17 protein-coding genes and 1 tRNA gene are annotated in these 18654 nt (G+C 62.2%); 4 read left to right on the top strand and 14 right to left on the bottom strand.

Annotation, left to right across the window (positions count from 1 at the left end; genetic code table 11):
* Nucleotides 1–36: 36 nt before the first annotated feature.
* Nucleotides 37–112 (bottom strand) — tRNA-Thr (locus tag HEQ22_RS05270).
* Nucleotides 113–336: 224 nt separating this feature from the next.
* Between HEQ22_RS05270 and HEQ22_RS05265 the strand changes: the two genes are divergently transcribed.
* Complete coding sequence (locus HEQ22_RS05265) at nt 337–933, top strand: TetR/AcrR family transcriptional regulator (protein ID WP_432770147.1); 597 nt, start codon at nt 337–339, stop codon at nt 931–933.
* The gene (locus HEQ22_RS05260; RefSeq protein ID WP_432770146.1) at nt 930–2405 is read left to right on the top strand and encodes an MATE family efflux transporter; all 1476 of its coding nucleotides are present in this window, start codon (nt 930–932) and stop codon (nt 2403–2405) included. The genes HEQ22_RS05265 and HEQ22_RS05260 overlap by 4 nt, the downstream gene beginning before the upstream one ends.
* A 143-nt stretch (nt 2406–2548) precedes the next feature.
* Here HEQ22_RS05260 and HEQ22_RS05255 read toward each other — a convergent pair whose 3' ends face one another.
* From HEQ22_RS05255 to HEQ22_RS05195, 13 genes are all read right to left on the bottom strand, one after another.
* A complete protein-coding gene (locus tag HEQ22_RS05255; RefSeq protein WP_432770145.1) occupies nt 2549–3301 on the bottom strand; it encodes a response regulator in 753 nt (250 codons plus the stop codon).
* The gene (gene csgH / locus HEQ22_RS05250) at nt 3276–3563 is read right to left on the bottom strand and encodes a curli-like amyloid fiber formation chaperone CsgH (protein WP_432770144.1); all 288 of its coding nucleotides are present in this window, start codon (nt 3561–3563) and stop codon (nt 3276–3278) included. Before csgH ends, HEQ22_RS05255 begins: the two co-directional genes overlap by 26 nt.
* Nucleotides 3564–3613: 50 nt before the next feature.
* The gene (locus HEQ22_RS05245) at nt 3614–4207 is read right to left on the bottom strand and encodes a hypothetical protein (RefSeq protein WP_432770143.1); all 594 of its coding nucleotides are present in this window, start codon (nt 4205–4207) and stop codon (nt 3614–3616) included.
* A 17-nt stretch (nt 4208–4224) separates the two neighbouring features.
* Nucleotides 4225–4956: a hypothetical protein gene (locus tag HEQ22_RS05240; RefSeq protein ID WP_432770142.1), complete on the bottom strand. Its 732-nt coding sequence runs from the start codon at nt 4954–4956 to the stop codon at nt 4225–4227.
* 132 nt (nt 4957–5088) lie between these two features.
* On the bottom strand, nt 5089–7734 hold the full coding sequence (locus tag HEQ22_RS05235; protein WP_432770141.1) for a beta strand repeat-containing protein: 2646 nt from the start codon (nt 7732–7734) through the stop codon (nt 5089–5091).
* A 64-nt stretch (nt 7735–7798) separates the two neighbouring features.
* Nucleotides 7799–9472 carry a beta strand repeat-containing protein gene (locus tag HEQ22_RS05230; protein WP_432770140.1) on the bottom strand — a complete coding sequence of 558 codons (1674 nt, stop codon included), beginning with the start codon at nt 9470–9472 and terminating at the stop codon, nt 7799–7801.
* Between the two features lie 189 nt (nt 9473–9661).
* Nucleotides 9662–10630, bottom strand: a complete 969-nt coding sequence (locus HEQ22_RS05225; RefSeq protein WP_432770139.1) for a CsgG/HfaB family protein — start codon at nt 10628–10630, stop codon at nt 9662–9664.
* Nucleotides 10630–11292, bottom strand: coding sequence for a curli assembly protein CsgF (locus HEQ22_RS05220; protein ID WP_432770138.1), 663 nt, complete (start codon nt 11290–11292; stop codon nt 10630–10632). Before HEQ22_RS05220 ends, HEQ22_RS05225 begins: the two co-directional genes overlap by 1 nt.
* A gap of 65 nt (nt 11293–11357) precedes the next feature.
* A complete protein-coding gene (locus HEQ22_RS05215; protein ID WP_432770137.1) occupies nt 11358–14303 on the bottom strand; it encodes a TcfC E-set like domain-containing protein in 2946 nt (981 codons plus the stop codon).
* Between the two features lie 10 nt (nt 14304–14313).
* Entirely contained in the window at nt 14314–14856 is a 543-nt protein-coding gene (locus tag HEQ22_RS05210; RefSeq protein ID WP_432770136.1) for a hypothetical protein, read from the bottom strand.
* Between the two features lie 7 nt (nt 14857–14863).
* Nucleotides 14864–15442, bottom strand: a complete 579-nt coding sequence (locus HEQ22_RS05205; RefSeq protein ID WP_432770135.1) for a hypothetical protein — start codon at nt 15440–15442, stop codon at nt 14864–14866.
* 282 nt (nt 15443–15724) lie between these two features.
* Complete coding sequence (locus HEQ22_RS05200; protein WP_432770134.1) at nt 15725–16456, bottom strand: fimbrial biogenesis chaperone; 732 nt, start codon at nt 16454–16456, stop codon at nt 15725–15727.
* 148 nt (nt 16457–16604) lie between these two features.
* The gene (locus tag HEQ22_RS05195; protein ID WP_432770133.1) at nt 16605–17045 is read right to left on the bottom strand and encodes a hypothetical protein; all 441 of its coding nucleotides are present in this window, start codon (nt 17043–17045) and stop codon (nt 16605–16607) included.
* Nucleotides 17046–17143: 98 nt separating this feature from the next.
* Between HEQ22_RS05195 and HEQ22_RS05190 the strand changes: the two genes are divergently transcribed.
* Both HEQ22_RS05190 and HEQ22_RS05185 read left to right on the top strand, forming a co-directional pair.
* Nucleotides 17144–18073: a hypothetical protein gene (locus HEQ22_RS05190; protein ID WP_432770132.1), complete on the top strand. Its 930-nt coding sequence runs from the start codon at nt 17144–17146 to the stop codon at nt 18071–18073.
* Nucleotides 18074–18392: 319 nt separating this feature from the next.
* Nucleotides 18393–18560 (top strand): hypothetical protein, encoded by a 168-nt coding sequence (locus HEQ22_RS05185; protein ID WP_432770817.1) that lies wholly within the window; start codon nt 18393–18395, stop codon nt 18558–18560.
* The last annotated feature ends 94 nt before the right edge of the window (nt 18561–18654 follow it).

Raw genomic sequence — 18654 nt, 5'->3', positions numbered from 1 at the left:
GCGCGGCGCGGGTGGGATAAATTTTGCGGAGGAAAATGGTGCCGCTTACAGGACTCGAACCTGTGACCCCATCATTACGAATGATGTGCTCTACCAACTGAGCTAAAGCGGCAACGAGGCGCGCCATTAACAGCGCCGGCGCACGAAAACAAGCGACCTCGCGGAAAGATTTTGCCGGCGGTTCTGACGGCGGTTGGGGACGGATCGCGGCGTCGGCCGCCGGAAGCTTCCACGATTTACCCCATGGTCAGCGAGGCGCCCTGTTTCCTGAGGCGGTCGGAATGCGCTTGCTCCTGCTGCTTATTATATTATAGATATCATATAAAGGAGCGCGGGATGCGATATAGTTCGAATCACAAGGCTGTATCCAAAAGCCGCATTCTCAAAGCCGCGGCGCAGCAGCTTCGTGCCAAGGGGCCGCACAAGGTTTCGGTTGCGCAGGTCATGTCCGATGCCGGCCTGACGCACGGTGCGTTTTATGCGCATTTCAATTCGAAGGATGCGCTGGTCGCCGAAGCCGTGTCGGAGATGTTCGCCGATGCGGCAGATCGCGGTGGCGGACTTGGGGATTTGGCCGCATGCGAGGGCGAAGACCTCCGCGCGGCTTTGCGAGCGTACCTGCAAACCTATCTGTCGGCATCGCATCGCGACCGCCCGGATCGCGGCTGTCCGTTGCCGGCCTTGGCGGCCGACATCGGCCGAACCGAGGCGCACGCCCGTGAAAACTTCATCGTCGGCCTGAACCGGATGACGGGGCGCATCGAACAGGCCTTGTCCCGTCTGGGGCGCACGACACCTGAGACGGATGCGATAACGGTGGTGGCGCAGATGGTGGGCGCCGTCAGTCTGGCGCGGGCGCTCGGCCCTGGGGCCCAGTCCGACGCGATCCTGCGCGACTGCTCCCGCGCGATCATCGAAAAGCTTGGCCTGTGAGCGCGGATGGCGCGGCCACGGACGTTCCCGAAGCACGCCCGACGGATGGCGACAATATGCTGCTTGCTTCGGCCACGTCCCCTTTGCAGGTGATATCCGTTACCGGTGCCGCCGGACTGACCGCGCCGACGGCGACCGACATACGGGGCGAAATGCTGCTGTCCGGCCCGATCCTGCCGACATTGCTGCGGCTGACCTTGCCGAACCTGATCGCGCTATGTTCCGCCGCGGTCGTTTCTATCGCCGAGACGGTGTATGTGGGTTCGCTCGGCGTCGCCTCGCTGGGCGGCATCGCGCTCGCCTTCCCCATCTTCATGCTGATGCAGATGCTGTCCGCCGGCGCGATGGGCGGCACGGTGTCGGGCGCCGTGAGCCGCGCGCTCGGTGCCGGCGACCGCGATCGGGCCCAGGCGCTGGCGCTCTGCTCGTTCGTCATCGCGGCCATATTCGGGATCGTGTTCACCGCCGCCGTGCTGGCTTTTGGTCCGGCTGTGTACCGCGCCCTGGGCGGCGCGGGCGCGGTGCTCGCGCAAGCGCTCGCATTTTCCAACGTCGCGGCTTGGGCTATCGTGGGAATCTGGCTGACGAACACGCTCGCGTCGATCGCCCGCGGCTCAGGAAACATGGTCATCCCCGCGGCGACGCTGCTTGCTGCCGGCTTCGGGCAGGTCATCGTGGGTGGGGTGCTTGGGCTCGGCTTGGGACCGTTTCCTCGCCTTGGCATGGCGGGCGTTGCCGCGGGTCAACTCGTGGCTTTCTCGCTCGCCGGGGTTTTTCTCCTGAGGCACCTGAGGTCGGGCGACGTCCGCCTTCGGTTACGCTTTGCGCGGGGATTGTTGTCGATCGAGCGCTTCATGGACATCCTGCGCATCGGCGCGGTGGCGATGCTGTCTCCTTTGTTGTCGGTTGCCGCGATCCTGGTGCTCACGGGACTCGTGGCGCGCTTCGGGCCGCAAGCGCTCGCCGGTTATGGCATCGGCGTGCGGCTTGAGTTCCTGCTGATCCCGATCGCCTTTTCCGTCGGAGTCGCATCGGTGCCGATGGTCGGGACCGCGATCGGCGCTGCGAACCTCGATCGCGCGCGAAAGATCGCCTGGACGGCGGGCGGCGTCGCGGCGACCGCGCTCGGACTCCTCGGCCTGGTCGCCGGCTCGTTCCCCTGGCTGTGGGTCGATCTGTTTACCAGCGTCCCCGACGTCCGCGACACCGCTTACGCCTATTTGCGCATCGCAGCGTTCGGATTCGCATTCTTCGGCCTCGGGCTTTGCCTCTATTTCGCCTCCCAAGGCGCGGGCCGCGTCGGCGGCGCGATCGTTGCCCAGGCGCTGCGGCTCGCGGTCATCGTCATCGGCGGCGCAATTCTGGTCGAACGGCCGGCGCCGATCTCGGCCGTGTTCATCCTGTCCGCTGCGGCGATGATCACCATGGGCCTGGGCACCGCGCTGTTCGTCCGGCTGAGCCGGTGGGGATGAATGCTGCGCGCCGGGGCGCTGCTTCGGCCCGATCAAATAGACGACAAGCCATCGCTGCCCGATAGAGCGGCGAAGATATCGGTCATCGGGTTGGTCAATGTTGGTCGGGGCCGCCTGACCGCAGCATCGACAACCGGCCAGTACTAAATCAGCCCCAACTCCTGCGCACGATCGACAATTTTGAGATTATTATCGACGCCGAGTTTTTTTCGGAGCTCGGCGATATGAAAGGACACCGTGGGCGGCGCGATCGACAGGCGATAGCCGATTTCCTTGTTGCGATGCCCTTGTTCGAGATAATGAAGGATCGCCATTTGCCGCGAAGACAGCGACACTGGCGACTGCGTCTTGCTTCCCAGCCCCTCCGCTATTTTGGGCGAAATGTAGATTTCGCCCGCCAGCGCCGCATCGCAAGCAGCCAAAATCTCGCTTGAAGGGTCGGATTTGCTGACGACGGCCCGGGCCCCGAGTTTGAGGGCGTAGTCGATCTCTGCAATATTATTTTCGCCGGTCAGGATAACGACCGTCATGTCGCGCGCACCCACGATTTCGGCCAGCACGCTGACGCCGCGAACATCGGGCAGATTGAGATCGAGGATCACGATATCGACCGGATTTTCGGCCAGGTAGCTGGCAACATCCCCGCCGTTCCGCAAAGCTCCGACGACGTCGTAACGCGCGTGAGCGGAAAACAGCAGTTTCAGACCGGCGTGGGCGATGGGATGGTCGTCGACGATCAGGATTGTGGCGAAGGTCGGGATCATGTCGGCCTCGCCGACCAATGCCGGGCCATCTTCGCCCGCGGGCAAATCGCCGGCAATGCTCGAAAAGCCGAGCGTAATCTGCGCACTATCCTTTCCCCCGATATTCTCAGCATTCGCCTTCACGGAGCTCATACTGGCGACCGTCGCCTTCTTCCACTGCCACCCTGACACACCATCGATCGCCGACCGTCATGCGCATCGTCGAAACGACGGCGCGCCGATCAGGCGCAAGCGACGTTTCGGCATGGTGCCGGCTCGTCGATTGACCCGACATCACGAGATCGTAGCTCACGCGTTGCGCCACCTTTGAATGGGCGATCAGCCTTGCTTCGACACGGTCGCCATCATGATCGACCTCGAGCGACAGCGCATTTTCCGGCGATGGTGGGTTCATCAAGGATGCCAATATCATCAAAAGGGTTGCGCCTGACGTAGCGACCACGATCAGTCGCCCCGCGGGTTGGCGAGGCGCGCGACGATCGCATCGAGAAGCGCCTGCGTTTCGGTCGACAGTCCGTCGGCGTCCGTCCCGTTGCCGTCGGCGGGGGGCTGCGCGCCCGTGTCGGTGAGGGTGATCGACGCGAGCGCCTGAAGGTCCCTGTCCTCCGCCGATACATTGGCCCCCGACGCGCGGGCAGCGCCTTCGATGTCTGTGCCGCGCAACGCTGTCAGCCGTTCACCCAGAAGCTTCTGTTCGGCCGTCAGCGGAACGGTCAGGCGCGAAGAAAACTCAGCGGACCGGTTTTCCAGGCGATAACGGCAATAATCGGCGTCCTTTCCAGACAATAATTCCGCGCTGCACCGATCGATGCCGTTGACGCGGCCCAGCGAAACTTCAGTATCGGCAGCCGAGATCTGGGGCAGTTCAGCGGAGTCGCGGCCGGGGCCTTCGTCCTGGTCCAGAAAGGCCGAATCGGCGCCACGCGAGACCTGTTCCAATGGCGCCAAGGCGTCGCCGGACCGGCCCTGATCGAGTTGCTCGACCGAAACCGTGGCAGGCTGTCCCATCAGCATGAGCGCTGCGATATAGCCGATCATAACCACTTACCTCTCAACTACCCCCCGCCCGGACCGTTCGTCTGTGTAATCTGCAGCGTCGAGCCGCCGTCCTGCTGGATCTGCAAGTCCGAAAGTCCGTTCCCGTCCTGCGTCCACGCAAGGCGGTTGGCGTCGCCGGTCTGGATCGCCGACATCGCATTGCCGTCCCCATTCTGGGTCAGGCGCGCCTGATTGTCCTGCCCATCCTGAACCAGCAACAGCGAATTGGCCTGGCCCGTCTGGCCGATCGCCGCTGCATTATAGGTCGCGCCATCGTTACGCTGGATCACGTTCGCCTGGTTCGCGCTCCCCATCTGGAGCAGGCCTAGCACATTATTGCCGCTTCCTCGCTGCAGAATATCCGCCAGATTGCCATCACCCGTCTGACCCACTTCAGCATAATGATTGCCGGCGTCGCGCTGGCGGACGTCCGCCCGGTTATCTTCGCCGTTCTGCGCGATCCGCGCGTAGGGGTCACTGCCGTCCTGAGTGATGGTGGCCTGGTTCGTCGAACCGATCTGGTTGATGAACGCGCCGCGGTCGTCGGCGGACGGGATTTCGGCGATCGGCGGCGCATTGCCGCCATTGCCGCCTGCGTTGCCGTTCGCCCCGTTGTTGCCGTTGTTGCCGCCGCACGGATTGCCGGTTCCGTTGCCGGGGCCGTTGCCGCACGGATCGCCCGGAGGCGTCTTGTCGTTCTTGGCGTGGGCGGGGACGACAGCGAGCAGCAGCGCAGCGATGGCTGTCAACAGGTAACCGGTCCTTGTGCGCCGCATCGTCATACTCCGTCCTCGCGTTATCACGAAAGCCGCGCCGCTCCGAAGTGGAGCCGCGCGGCGGATTCCGGGCTGCCTTCCGATAAAGGCAGCCCGGCCCGTCGATTAAAGGCCGCTCGGCCCCTGGGTCACAACAGCATTGTTGTTGCTGCCCATCTGGTTGACCATGCTGATCGCATTGGCACCCGTCTGGGTTACGTCGGCGACGTTGCTGCTGCCGCTCTGGGTAATGAAGGATTCATTGCCCGACCCGGATTGCAAAAGCGTCGCCTCATTGTCGCTGCCGCTCTGTTCGATCTCCGACGATCCGCCGATGCCGGACTGGGTCACCGACGCGATCTGGCCAAGACCGGACTGATCGATGTTCGACGTGTTCAGCTCGCCCGACTGCGAAACCGTGGCGGTGCCGCCGATGCCGCGCTGGATGATATAGCTGTCATCCTGCAGACCGGCCTGGGTCACGCTCGCGCTGTGTCCCGAACCAAAGGTGCCGCCTTGGTCGATCTCCGACGTGGACAGTTCGCTCGTGCTCAGCTGTTCGACAAACGCCGACTGGAAGCTGCCGCGCTGCCGGATCACCGACCCGCCGCTGTTGCCGGCCTGGCGAACACCAACGGCATTTTCATCGACATAAGCGCCGGCATCGTTGCCGAGGCCCGCCTGATCGATGTCGGACACATTGTCATTGCCGGTCTGCAGGACATTCGCCTGATGACCGCCGATGGCGCCCTGGGCGATCGTCGAGGTGTTGCCGCTGCCCGACTGATCGACGATGGCGCCGCTCAGGATCGACGACGTCTGCGTCACGGTCGACGTATTGTCGCTGCCCGACTGGGTGACGTTTGCGGCATTGAACAGACCGGTCTGGGTGACCGTCGATCCATTGCTGTCGCCCGACTGATCGACTTCCGCCAGTGCGAGGCTGCCGCTCTGGTCCACCGTCGAGGTCAGGTTGGTCCCCGTCTGTGCAACGACGGCCGCGGTAGCGCTCCCCGACTGATCGATGTTGGACAGGTTTTCGTCGCCCGACTGGAACAGGCTGGCGGAGTTACCCGCGCCGCTCTGATCGACGTAGGACACGTTCGTCGGGGCATTGGCAGGGGGCGCGAGGTTCGAACCGTCCTGCGTGACCGTCGCCGAGCTGTCGCTGCCCGACTGTGCGATCAGCGACGCATTGCGCGCATGCGAACCGCTCTGGTCGACGATGGCCGATCCGGTGCCGCTCTGGTCGATGACCGACGTGTTGTACACGCCTGCCTGCGACACATCGGCGCTGGCTTCGGCACTTTGCACGATGTTCGAACGGTTGAGAATGCCGTTCTGCCCGACCGTCGCCGAAGCGCCATCGGCCGACTGGTCGATCAGCGAGACGTTGTTCGCAAAGGCTTCGCCGGCCGCCGACACCGGAAGCGAGACACCGTCCCAGTTCCGCGAGCCGAGCGTATTGGCGCCGCCGGTCTGGGTGACGCTCGCGCTGGCCGCGCCGCTCTGCGTGACGCGCGACGTGTTGTCGTCGCTCGTCTGCAACACGGTGGCCGACGCCGCATCGCTCTGTGCAACCTCGGAGCTGTTGTCGTCACCGAGCTGGTCGACATTGGCGACCGCTCCGCCGCCCGACTGGGCGACGTCGGAGACATTGCCTTCACCGTTCTGGTAGACATTGGCGTCCGACGGGGCCGCCGTCTGGCTGACGTCGCTGACGTTGCCGTCACCCTGCTGGGTAACCACCGCGTTGGCGAAGGTCGTGAGGTTGCCGCCGTCATACATCTGCGCGTCGATGGTCGAGCTGTTGCCGTTGCCGGTCTGGCTCACGGCGGCGCTTGCAAAACTGCCGTCCTGGACAATGAGCGAGTCATTGTCGTCGCCATTCTGGTCCACCAGCGCGTTCTGCGCCGTGGAATAGGGCGTGTGGATGGTTTCGCCTGCAACGCTTTGCGTTACCGACGAAGTGTTGCGGCTGCCGTTCTGGACGACGCCGGTTTCCGAAAGCGCGGTGTCGAACACCAGGTCGCCATCGACTCCGCCGACTTCGGCATCGACTTCATTGTCGCGCCCATATTGGTCGACCTGCGAATCATTGTCGGTGCCGTTCTGGTTCACCGACGCGGCGTTGCTCTGCCCGATCTGGGTCACGCCGGACATGTTGCTGCCGGCCTGGACGACGTCCGCGCGCAGGCTGGGTCCGGTCTGGATGATGACCGACTGGTTGGCGCCGCCGCTCTGCAGGTTGGTGGCATAGGTCGACGTATTGTTGCCCGTCTGCAGGATCGACGAGTTCGCGCCGTCCGAGGTTTCCGTCTGGACGATGCGCGCGCGCGATCCGCTGTTCTGCTCGATCAGCGCGGTGCTGTTGTCGCCGGCCTGCTCGACGATCGCGCGGCCGCCGTTGCCCGTCTGGGTGATCTCGCCCGACGAATTGTCGGCGGTCGCGGCCTGGACGATGCGGGTCGCCGGGGTCGCGGTCGAATCGATCCCGTTTTCGCTGCCCGTCTGGGTGATGGTGGCGTCGCTGTTGGTGCCATCCTGATCGATCAGCGCGCGATTGCCTGCGCTGCCCGAAACGGTCACGCCGGCCTCGGTCACGCCCTGGTTGAGCACCGCGTCGTTGCCCGATCCGGACTGGTCGACTGTGGCGGTCTGCGCAGCACCGGCCTGGGTGACGACGCTGTCGTTATTCTGGCCCAAGGCCGGCGCCGAAGCGGCGATTGCGATAGCGAGCGCCGATGCGCCTGCCAGGACTCTCTTGTTCATAATGAATCTCCTGTTTCAAGAATAGACCGGCGCCGCTCGCACGAGCGACGCCGGTCGATATTCTTTAGAGGGGGCTCGCGCCGCCCTGCGTCACGGTTGCGGAATGCCCCGAACCCGACTGCGTGACCGACGAGTCATTGCCGTTCGAGAACTGCGAGACCGACGCGCTGTTGCCGGTGCCGCTTTGCAGGATCGTCGACACATTGTCCGAACCCGACTGGAGGACATCGGCGTCCAACGATGCGCCGTCCTGGGTGACGAACGAATCGTTGTTGTCGCCGCCCTGCGAGACGAACGCGGTGTTGCCCGACGACGCACCGGCAGCCAGCGTGTTGGTCTGGCTGATCGTGCTCACATTGTCCGAGCCGCCCTGAACGTTGGTGGCATCCATCAGGCGAGCCGAGATCGCGGCGCTGCCGCCGAACTGCACGATGCTGCTGTCGTTGTTATTGCCGATCTGGCTGATATCCGCCGTCGCGACGCGCGGGTCCGGACCACCTGCGGGGTTCGGTGCGTTGCTGATCGACTGCGACACGGTGGCGAAGTTGCCATCGCCAACCTGCGAGATGAAGGCGTCCGACAGCTGGCCCGACTGGGTCACAAACGCTTCATTGAGGTCGCCCGACTGGTCGATGCCCACGAGCGCGGCGTCATTACCGGCCGAGTTGTCGAAACCAGACTGGTCGACGTCGGCCGTATTGGTGTTGCCGCTCTGGTCGACATTGAGGTCACCCGACGAGCCCGACTGGCTCGCCGTGGTGCGGTTGCCGTCGCCCGACTGATCGATGCGCGCTTCCTGACTGTTGGTCTGGAAGGCGTTGCCGGCGCTGCGGCCCTGAGTCAGGGTGGCGGCGTTATCGTTGCCCGACTGGTTGACGTTGGCCAGTGAATCGACCGAATTCTGCGTCACCGACGCGTCGTTCGAGTCGCCCGACTGGTCGACGTTGGTTTCGCCGCCGGCATCATCCTGCTGCAGGATGATGGAGCTGTTATCGGCGCCGCTCTGATCGACGGAAGCGGCGGCATTGCTGCCCAGCTGGTCGACATCCGAGAGGTTGCCGGAACCCGACTGGTCGACCGTCGCCGAGTTCGCGGTGCCCTGCTGGTTGACGTTGCTGCTGTTGTCGAAGCTGGTCTGCGAAACCGTGGCGGAGTTGAAATCACCCCCACCCTGGTTGATCGTCGAGTCATTGTTGAACGTCGTGTCCGATGCCGGCAAATCCTGACCCTGCGTGACACTTGCGATGTTATCGTTCGACGTCTGGTTGATCGTCGAGCTTTGTTCGTCGTCGAACTGGGTTACCGTCGCGTCGTTGCGATCGCCCGACTGGTTGACGGTCGAAGTGTTCGCGAACAGCTGGGTCTGGGTGGTCTGCGACACGGTCGCCGCATTGTCGTCGCCCGACTGGATGATGTCGGACACCGAGCTCGGCGGCACGAAGCCGGCACCATAAAGGTCGCTGCCATCGTCGGTCTGGTTGAGCGTGGCGCTGTTGCCCGCGCCCGACTGATTGACGTTCGAGGTGCCGCCGAGTCCGCCGGTCTGGTTGACGTCGACGACGTTGTCGGCATTGGTCTGGGTAACCGTCGACAGGTCGTTGGCGCCGTTCTGATCGACCGTGGCCGTCTGGTCGGTGCCGCTCTGGGTCACCGTCGACTGGTTGCTTTGTGCGATTGCCGGAGCACCGATCATCAATGCGGCGGCCGACACGCTTGCTAGAATGGTCATTTTCTTCATGGTTGCATCACCTTTTCAAAAAGGCGATAACCGACACGCCACGGCGCAGAAGACGCCGAGCTTCACACAGGTTATCGCAGCCTATACTCGCACGCATTGAAGTTACCGCTTCTTTGCGTGCTTTCATCTCCGAAGACTTATAATTCCGGGGACCACCGGAGAAAATTGCGGGCCCCATTGGTCAGGTATTCAGGATCCTCCGCTCTCCCTTTTCTTTTCCTCTTTAACTTTTAGTGCCGACAGCGAGCCCGCCTTCTCAAAGGCGTTTTGCAGATCTCTCGCGTCATACTGTCCGTCCCGCTCTTTGCGGTAATAGGTTCGCATCGGCTCCGCGCCGGCCATGTCCTCGAATTTCCACAGATCCAGCTCGACGCCCTCCATGATCAGGCCGTACACGGCCTTTTCGACGGCCTGTTGCAGCGCGACCTGATCGGGCTCGTTGCTCGTGATGCCCCATTCGGCTTCGAGCAGCTCCTTGAAGGCTACGAACCGATAGGCGCTGGCTCCGAGCGCCTGCGATGCGATCGTCTTCGAGGCGGTCACCGTCGTCAGGACTTCGCCTGTCCGCACCGACACCGCACGCAAATACACGGTCACCGTATCCTGACGATATTCGGTGCGCGCCCCGATGCCCAGAAAGGCTGCGCCGGCCCCGCCGGTGACGGTGTTCGTGTCGTAGCCGACGATCCCGCCCTCCAGCAGCACACCGGCAAAGAGCAGCGCCGGCAGGGCGCGGCGGTCTGGTTCTTCCTCGCCGAGATAGCGCTTGCGCATCTCGGTGATGATCTGGCGCTCCTTGAGCAGATTATCGAGCCGTTCGCGCTCGACGATCGTGAACCACTTCCGGCTGCCAGCCTCCTGCAACGCCTTGACCAGCATCGAGCTGGCACCCTGCGTCACCGCGCGCGACAGCGTCTGCCCCGCTTCGGTCGGCTTGAACTGTCCGGTCTGGTCGGTGAAGCCATAGACCGCCACGGCGACCTGACGCTGCGGGGCGGGAAGGTCGTTGAGCAGAACCTGCGTCTGGGTCTTCTTGGGAAAATAGGCGAGGCTGTCGCTCGGCGCGAACAGGTCGCGCCCGTCCTTGGTGACCGACATGCACCCGCTCAGCCCGAGCGCCGAAAGCGCCAGCAAACCGGATCGGAAAGCCTTGCGCATCAGGGAACCTCGACAAACAGCGGAACGACGATGCGGGTTTCTTCGCCAGTCTCGTCGTTGGTGATGACCAGGGTGACCGAATCGAGCGAGCGAAAGAAGGTGATCGTCTGGCCACCGAAACTGATGGTGCCGCTCTCCTGCGGGTTTTCACCGAAAATCGCGTCGACGATCTGCGACGACAGCGCCGACAGCAATCGCGACTGCAACTGCCGCGCAAAAATGTCGGCCTGCGAAGACGAATTGGTCGCTCGCGGATCGCGATAGTCGTTCTGCGCGTTTGCGGTGCCCAGGATATGGTTGGAGTTGAATGGATTTCCGCCGAACGTCGGACTGATCGGCTCATGCACCAGATCTTGCGCACGCGCCGAGACCGGGGTCAAAACGCCCCCCGCCATCAAGATGGCACAAATCACGAAAACACGAGTCAAACCGCCCTCCCCAAGGACCAACCACAACTGGCGTTGTTTATCTCCCGCTGTTGCGTAGAGAGATCTGCGACTCGTTGAAGTTGTTAATATCTTGTTAAACTGCGAATCCAACCCGCTGGCCAACCTGAAAAAGTTTAGGGTCCCGGCATGGCACAAGCGGTCGGCGAAAGACCAACTTGGGTAAGGCGCTGGAATCGCTGCGTTGCCGTACCAGAGTCGGACGCGACTGGTCATGTCGGATATCGACCACCTTGCGCGCTGCGACGATCGTGGCGACCCTGCCGTTGCGGTTGGAATTCCTACGACCGGCATTTGACGGTCCTTTCCGATCCGAGGTCGACCAAACCGGTCGCGTCACGCGGCACGTCGAGGCACAGGGTTACGCCGGCATCGGCGAAATGGACGGCGTAGCTTTTGCCCGGCGAGAGCCCGGCGATTCCGAACCGTCCCGTTCCGTTGGTGAACAGCATCCGCTCGCCGAAATCGGCATCGTCGGACGAGGTCACCACGCCCATAGCCATTTCCAGCGGCCGCGCATCGGGCGCGAGCGCAACCCCGACCACGTCGGCCTGCCGGTTGTCGCTGATCGTCTTTTTCTTTGCGGGCGGCGCCGCCTGGGCGGGATCGGCGACTGGCTTGTCGCCCGTGTCGGCCGCGCCGACGGCGCAGGCAAGATCGCCAACGCGATAAAGTTTTTTCCGGCCTTGTCCCTCGATCAGCGCATCGACAGGGATTTTTTTGCAGCTGCCACCGCCAATTTCGTCGAGGGCAATCGCCTCGCCGCGCGTCACTGAAAGCAGGAAATAGCCGTTCGTGTCCGACGAGGTCGTATCGGACCCCGAGCGCAGCGTCACATTGGGCTGCGGTTTTCCGTCGCCATCGACGACGCGCCCGTAAAGGGCGAAGGCGTTTCTGGCTTCATATTTGAAGTAAGCGACATTGCCCGGATACAGCGTGACGCGCTGGATCGATGTGTCGATGTCGTACGGCGGCGCATTCTCCGCCTCGAGCTCGACTTCATATTCGTCATAAGGCGCGACGCCAACCGCCGATGTTTGGCCGGGCTTGATCCGGTCGAACGGCTGGCGGTTCACCTTGATCCGATACCCGCTGTCGGACGTTCCGTCCTTCAAAAGAAGGTCGTCGTCGTCGATCGCAATGTCGGACAGGATGATCGCCTGGCCGACGTCCGCCAGACCGAGCTTGAATTTCCCGCCGCCAAAAGCAAAGCCGGTGCGGCCATTGGCAAAGATGGACGAGAAACTGCTGCCGCCGGGGATGGTCTGATATTGGGCGGTCGCATCGAACTGACCGAACGACGCGCGCACGTCGGTACTGGCGAAGGCGCGGTCGGTGTCGGCATTAGTCGACACGCCGATCTGGTTGACGACGTCCGCCCCCGCAATCCGGTCCGACCGCGAAAGGGTGGCATCGAGAACCGGGGAAAAGCCCTCGCGCGTTTGCCCGCGGGCGCGCGGGACATATTCGGCACCGCCGCGTACCGAGGCATTGGTCCGGCGATCAAGGCCGAAAAGGAAGCTGAGCGTACCCCCTATCCGCGTTTCGCGGTTCGACGTGCGCCCATAGATCGACAGCAACGGCCGGTAGGAACCCACGCCGATCGTGCGCGTGTAGCGAATGTCGGCGCTATAATCGTCCTGCCCGGCGGCAAAGCTCGTATAGCCGCCCGACACGCTCAGTGCGCCGCCAAGCACGGGCAGCTGTGCTGTGCCAAAGACGCTTTTTTCTGAACGCGCGAACGGCCGATAGTCGCCCACATTCGCCAGCTGGAAACCGTCAAGTTCGGATTTCACATAGCGCGCGGTCAGCGAAAAGCGGATGTTCTGGATCGTCAGGCCGCCGGTCGCCAACGCACCATAGGAGCCGTTGTCGCCGACCGCGGCAGTGACCAGCCCCTGTAAGTTCCCCTGAATTGTGGTCAGATTGACCTCGGCAAAACTGCCGCCATCGATATGCAGCAGGCTGACATCGATGGCGCTGGTCTGGCCGACACGCCGCCTGGCCCGTGCCCCCACGACCGGCGTGTTCTGGAGCCGGGGCAGGAAGGGTTCGTTGCGGATGACGCCGTTGCCGATGAACGTATCGGGCGCGTAAAAGCCTGCTCGCACACTGAATTCGGTTTTGTTTTCGAGCGGCAGGCCCTGCGCCTTGGTGAAGGAGCGCACGTCCTGAAAGACGATCGCGCCGCCCGACCGGGCGACGATGTCGATCGGATAGGAGCCTTCGGGAAGCCCGGAGGTATCCAGGATCTGGGCGCCCGCCGCGTAATGACGGACCGAGATCAGCGCGCCCTTGCGGCGAAGCTCGACGTCGGCTTCGCGCGGCAGCACGATCTGGATCGGCGTCGCGATGCTCGATTCATAAGCCTTGCGGGGGTAGAAGCTCCCGAATTCCGCACCGACGAGACGATAGGATGACAGCAGCTTGGTCGAAAAATCCTCGAACAGGCCGGCGCGCACGATGCGGTTGTCCCAGACGTGCTGGCCCGTCGCTTCCAGCAGGCGGGTGCCCTCCTGATCGTCCACAATCGTCCGCGCGAGCAGCGCAGTTTGCCCGATGCTGGCCGCCGTATCGAGCGTGGCCCCGAACCGCACCCGCGAGCTCTCGCCACCCGCCGTCGCCGCCGAGAAGTTGATCGTCTGGATCAGCGACGGGCCGGTCGAAGCGGGGCCGAGGATGATCGCATCGGTCGGCGGCAGGATCACGTCTTCCGGGTTGAAAAACAGTTCGACGAAGAAGCGCTCGGGATCGACGATCAGGCCTTCTTCACCGGGCGGCATGACGCCGCAATTGGCTGTCTGGCCGGGAAAGCACCGGTAACGCTCGTTGATCGGTTGTGGCGCCGACAGCAGGCGGCGCACGGCATCGGTCGCGATGCGCCCGGACAGCGCCTCGGCGACTTTCTGCGGCTCGGAAAAGGCGATAAAGCCATTGTCCAGGACCGCCCGGAACGATCCCAGACGATGGCCGAGGTAAAAAGTGTCGAACAGCGTATCGACGGGCGCGGTGAGATTGCCGAAACCCGGCGGCGCTTCGGTTTCGAAGGTCGTGCTTTGCGGGACGACGACGTCATCTTCGGGCGACGGAGCACCGGGCTGTTGGTCGTCGGCTTGGCCGTACGCGATAGCGGCATGCGCCGGCGCGCATAACAGGGCAGACCCCCCAAGGCAGGTCGCGAGCAACAGCAGCGGTCGCAGACGCGAACGGGAACCAGCCTGTTTCAATGTGCCAGGCTCAGACCGGATCAACCGTCAACTGCACGCGCTCGATATAGGCACCGGCGACGGCCGACGACAGGCCACCGCTCGTGAACCGGAACTCGAGCGTCGCGTTGGTTGCACCGTCGCAATTCGCAGTCGATCCGGTGCGGCCTTCAAAGATCAGCACATTGCCATCGGTCGATTGCCGAGTCTGGCCATCGCCCGCCGCCGTGCTGAACGAAATCTCGAACGGGGGGACGGCCTCGCCCTGCCCGCCGCTCATCACTTCCATGCGCAACCGGTAGCGACCGGTCTGGCTGAGAATGCAAAGGTCGTTCTTCGACCGCAAGTCGCCGACGCCGAACCAGCGCAGCATCCCGACATTCTTTTTCTTGATATAGATTGCGGCGGCGGGCGACTGAGAGCCAGCGTCCGGGCGCTGGGCTGCCGCCGGAGATCCAGCCACCGCCAGCGCACAAAAAATCGCCAGATAAAATCGCCGGTTCATTGCCCCGCGCCCCCTCCCAAAGGCCAATCTGTTGAAAAAGGGCGAGAAATGATTCTCGCCCTTTTCCATTTTTCCGTCAGGGTACGGCGACCACGACCGACAGCGTGCCGGTGTAGGTATCAGCCAGCGCCGCAAGAGCGTTGGTGTTGCGGACCGTCACGCGCAGCGACGAGTTCTGGCCGCCGGCGTTGGTGCAGTCGAGATCGGTCGCACGTGCCTGGCTGGCGCGCGTGTTTTCCATCGTCTTCTGGACGTTGGGACGCATGAACGTCGCAGCGATCGAGTTGTAGGTTGCGGCGTCATAATAGCCGACCGTGTGGTTGAGCTGCGTGCCGGTGGCCGCGCCGGTCAGACCATAGGGATTGCCCAGGCCATCGCCGTTGGTGCCGTTCACCGACACCTTGTAGGTGCCAAGCGCATCGGCGTTCGAATATACGCAGAACTGCGAAATGGCGCTGGTGCTGCCGAAGTTCGAACCGATGGTTGCGGCGTTGATGGTCATGCTCAGGTCGTCGAGACCACGGATGCTGACCATCGGGACGATCTGGACGTTCAGGTCCAGCGTTCCGGTGCTGCTGGTGTCCGACAGAACGCCATCGGTGGCCGCCGAAGCGGGCATCGCGACGGCCGCGGCCAGAGCGGCTGCGGCAAACAATACTGATTTCTTCACAAATATTCTCCCCAAATCGAAATTGAGAATCGACGGTGTCGATCGAGTCAAGAATCAGAGCAAATTCCGATTCTTAACAAGCTATTAAATTTCGATTCGAAAAGAGTCAAAGATATTGAAAAAAATTAACCATCTGAAAATCAAAAAAGTCAAATAGATACTACATCCAGAGACAGTTTCTCTGAATGAGCCACTGAAAGTGGCATTTATTAATTAGTTAAGATTCGCGACCCATCATAATTTTTGACAAAATTACATGGGGTTTCCTCAAAAAATCTGTTCTACAAAATTCGCTGCCGGCCCGGTTCTCGTTTTCACGAAGACGCGGTCGGTGGGGGCTTTTAAAGCCAAAGTCATTTCACCGCCCGAATAGAGACGCTTTGCCTCGAAGCGCTGGCACGTTTCGGCTGTGGGGTCTTTTTCGATTGTCGCCGGGCAAACATATCCTTCGGCGATCAGAATGTTGGTGTTGCCGGCATTGGTCAGCGACACATGATCGGGGAACCGTTGCGATTGAATGTTCGCCGCGGCGCCAACCGGCTTGTCGATCACGAGAACGTCGTACGCAGCCAGCATCTTAATCGCGATCCCGCGCGATTCCTCGCCATTGCCCCTGGCCTTGATCGCGCCGACCTGGGGGGCGACCAGAACCCGATAGATACGGTCCTTGACCAAATCCTTGTTGAGCGACACCAGGCGGATTGATCGCAGCGCGCCCGGTTCGAGCACGAGCTGACTCGGCGTCACCAGCAGGCCCAGCTTTTCGGGATCGGTTTCGGCGACCTTGGTCTCGGCGTCGGTTCCGGCGTTGAGGATCTCCGCGACGGATATGGTCACATAATAGCGGTCTTCGCTATCGTTGCGGACGATCAAGTCGTTCCGCTCCTGGTCGCCTTCTTTGAATTCGACCCACAGCTTATTGATCGACAGGTTCGCTGCCGCCAGACCGGAAAAGGCCAAGCACGCACCAATTGCGCCAAGCGCTAGCAATTTGCGCATTCCCCTCCCCCACCGCGAATCAAAAAACTGGCCCCTTTGATTCGAGGACGGGACTTAGGCGTGCACGTCCCAAAGAGTCAAATCGATAGCTGAGACCGAAAAGCCTGAAAAAGCGCGCTATTTGCGTAATGCGGGCTTCCGAAAATCGCTAAACTGTCCCAATAACGTACAGTTTCGACCTCGGGTTCAGCGGATTGTAGGTCCAGATTGCCATGTTATCGAGCGGCAACGCGAGGCGGGTTTGGCGAAGCTGGGCCGCACCATCGGCCGGCTGGCCGGTCACCACATAATCGCCGGCGAACGAACGTATCTGAAGTTGCGAATCATCGGCGGAAAACAAATCGACAACCAGATTGTCCTCGCCGCCGACGTTGGCCGGCGCATTGATCATCAGGCCGTCATTGCCATTCAAGATCGACCAAAGTCCGGTCGCACCCTGTTCCTGAGCGTTCACAGCTTCGCCGAGCGGGGGGATGATTACGGTGACGTTGATCGTCCCCGCGGATTCATAACCGAGTTCCATGGCGTGACTTGTTGCCGATGAAAAGCCGCCCAAGGCCATAAGCGAGATCGTCAGAATGCGTCGCATATTTGATCCTTTGCTGGTAGCGCCCGTTTAATCGCGGAAGGCTAAAGAGGGGTTAAGGAGATGGCTCGGTTGGCGTCGGCAACCCTGGCGCACACGGCGTGGAGCGCCGCCTGCCGCGGCCAACGCAGGCCGGCCAAAGCGTGAGTGAAGCGAAGGGTTGCGAGGAACTGACCGTCGCTGTTGACGGCGTGTTCGGATGCATGGTGGCTTTGGCGCTGCTCAAGCGTCGCCCACAGGCTCGACTGACTTTGGTCGTCGAGGACGATCGCTTCGCCGGGGCGACGCCCGAACTGCTGCTGATCGATCGCGCGTGCCCGCAATTGTTGCCGCTGTGGGAAAGCGCGATCGTCAAATCCTGGGACAGGCACTACATCGTGCGCGATGACGATCCCGAAACTATTGTCGGCGATGTCGCGCTGATCGATCCCGGCCAGCTATACCTCGACCTCGTCCAGTCTTCGCTGCCAATATTGCGGGTGTTGACGGAGCGGGGATCGAATAGCGCGGGTTCGGGATCGACCACCGGATCGATGGCCGGTATCACCGCTACCGTCATCGATGTGCGTGACGCGGTGACGCGCGATCTGATTGATCGATCGGCGACGCGGGGACATCGCGATTTGCAGCAGCAGCATCGGCTCGACGCGCCCATCCTCGCCGACTTTTCATTCGCTTCGGAGGATCACGACTATCTAGAGCTTGTGCCGCTCGACGGCTCGCGCGTGATGGCCCACCAGGTCAGGTTGAACGGCGGCCTGTCGCCAAAGCAGACCGGGATCCCTACAGGGGCGCACGACACGCGCGGAGCAACAATCGCAAATCTGATCAAACGCCGCGACCCTTCACAGCTCGTCATACCTTTGCGTGCGCACTGGGCTGAACAATTGGCAATGGCGATTGTCGCAATTCCGGTGATCAATCCTGACAGCCTGGACGCGATCCGTCGGTCACAATGGGCGCGCGTCGAAGCGCTGTGTCGCCAGGCGCTTCCGCCCAATTACAACCAGGCAGCGTCGCTCACCGATTAAGAACGCCGTCGCCGCAACTAAGTCGATGAAAAGTCCTGGGTCGGTTTTGTCTTCCCGAATTCGCGCATCGTTACGTGCTTTCTAGCGAGGCACCCATTTCCCCAATCTCGAGCTCGTCAGCGACACCCACAACCTTACGCGCACCGGGAGATGTCGACATGGTTCAGCATCACTTCCACGGCCTCGCGGTCGACGCCCAGGCGCTTGACATTGCTCCGGGCGCTTCTGCGAAAAACGTGGGGCTTAAACCGCTCGATTGGCTGTCCCGCATATTCGCTCGATCATATCGGTCTCAGCCAGAGCCGCCTTGTATCGCAAGGTGAAGGACGGCTCATTTCCAGCGCGGGTCAAAATGGCGGATCGATGCTGCGGCTGGCGAGAGTTCGCTATCGTCGCATCGCAGCGCGATCCTGATGCTTATAATGCTGCGCAAAGTCTGCGCGATCCCGAAGGCGATCGAGATAGTCGCTTCACCACTGGTGCGTAGCGACACGCTTCTCCCATAGCGGCCCCGATCGTAAATATCGCGGATTGCCTTAGGATCGGGATGCGCGAGTGATCTCCCGATCGCGTCATGGCTC

Source organism: Sphingopyxis sp., from assembly GCF_050916055.1.
GTDB lineage: Bacteria > Pseudomonadota > Alphaproteobacteria > Sphingomonadales > Sphingomonadaceae > Sphingopyxis.
Note: the sequence above shows the minus strand (reverse complement) of the source record. Positions and strands in the feature narration are given on the sequence as shown.

Bases quoted from the DNA above. Each gene is read 5' to 3' on its own strand.
- HEQ22_RS05195 (WP_432770133.1), bottom strand. From the start codon at position 17,045: ATGCGACGCATTCTGACGATCTCGCTTATGGCCTTGGGCGGCTTTTCA.
- HEQ22_RS05225 (WP_432770139.1), bottom strand. From the start codon at position 10,630: ATGCGCAAGGCTTTCCGATCCGGTTTGCTGGCGCTTTCGGCGCTCGGG.
- HEQ22_RS05210 (WP_432770136.1), bottom strand. From the start codon at position 14,856: ATGGAAAAGGGCGAGAATCATTTCTCGCCCTTTTTCAACAGATTGGCC.
- HEQ22_RS05220 (WP_432770138.1), bottom strand. From the start codon at position 11,292: ATGACCAGTCGCGTCCGACTCTGGTACGGCAACGCAGCGATTCCAGCG.
- HEQ22_RS05265 (WP_432770147.1), top strand. From the start codon at position 337: ATGCGATATAGTTCGAATCACAAGGCTGTATCCAAAAGCCGCATTCTC.
- csgH (WP_432770144.1), bottom strand. From the start codon at position 3,563: ATGAACCCACCATCGCCGGAAAATGCGCTGTCGCTCGAGGTCGATCAT.
- HEQ22_RS05230 (WP_432770140.1), bottom strand. From the start codon at position 9,472: ATGAAGAAAATGACCATTCTAGCAAGCGTGTCGGCCGCCGCATTGATG.
- HEQ22_RS05255 (WP_432770145.1), bottom strand. From the start codon at position 3,301: ATGAGCTCCGTGAAGGCGAATGCTGAGAATATCGGGGGAAAGGATAGT.
- HEQ22_RS05200 (WP_432770134.1), bottom strand. From the start codon at position 16,456: ATGCGCAAATTGCTAGCGCTTGGCGCAATTGGTGCGTGCTTGGCCTTT.
- HEQ22_RS05245 (WP_432770143.1), bottom strand. From the start codon at position 4,207: ATGATCGGCTATATCGCAGCGCTCATGCTGATGGGACAGCCTGCCACG.
- HEQ22_RS05235 (WP_432770141.1), bottom strand. From the start codon at position 7,734: ATGAACAAGAGAGTCCTGGCAGGCGCATCGGCGCTCGCTATCGCAATC.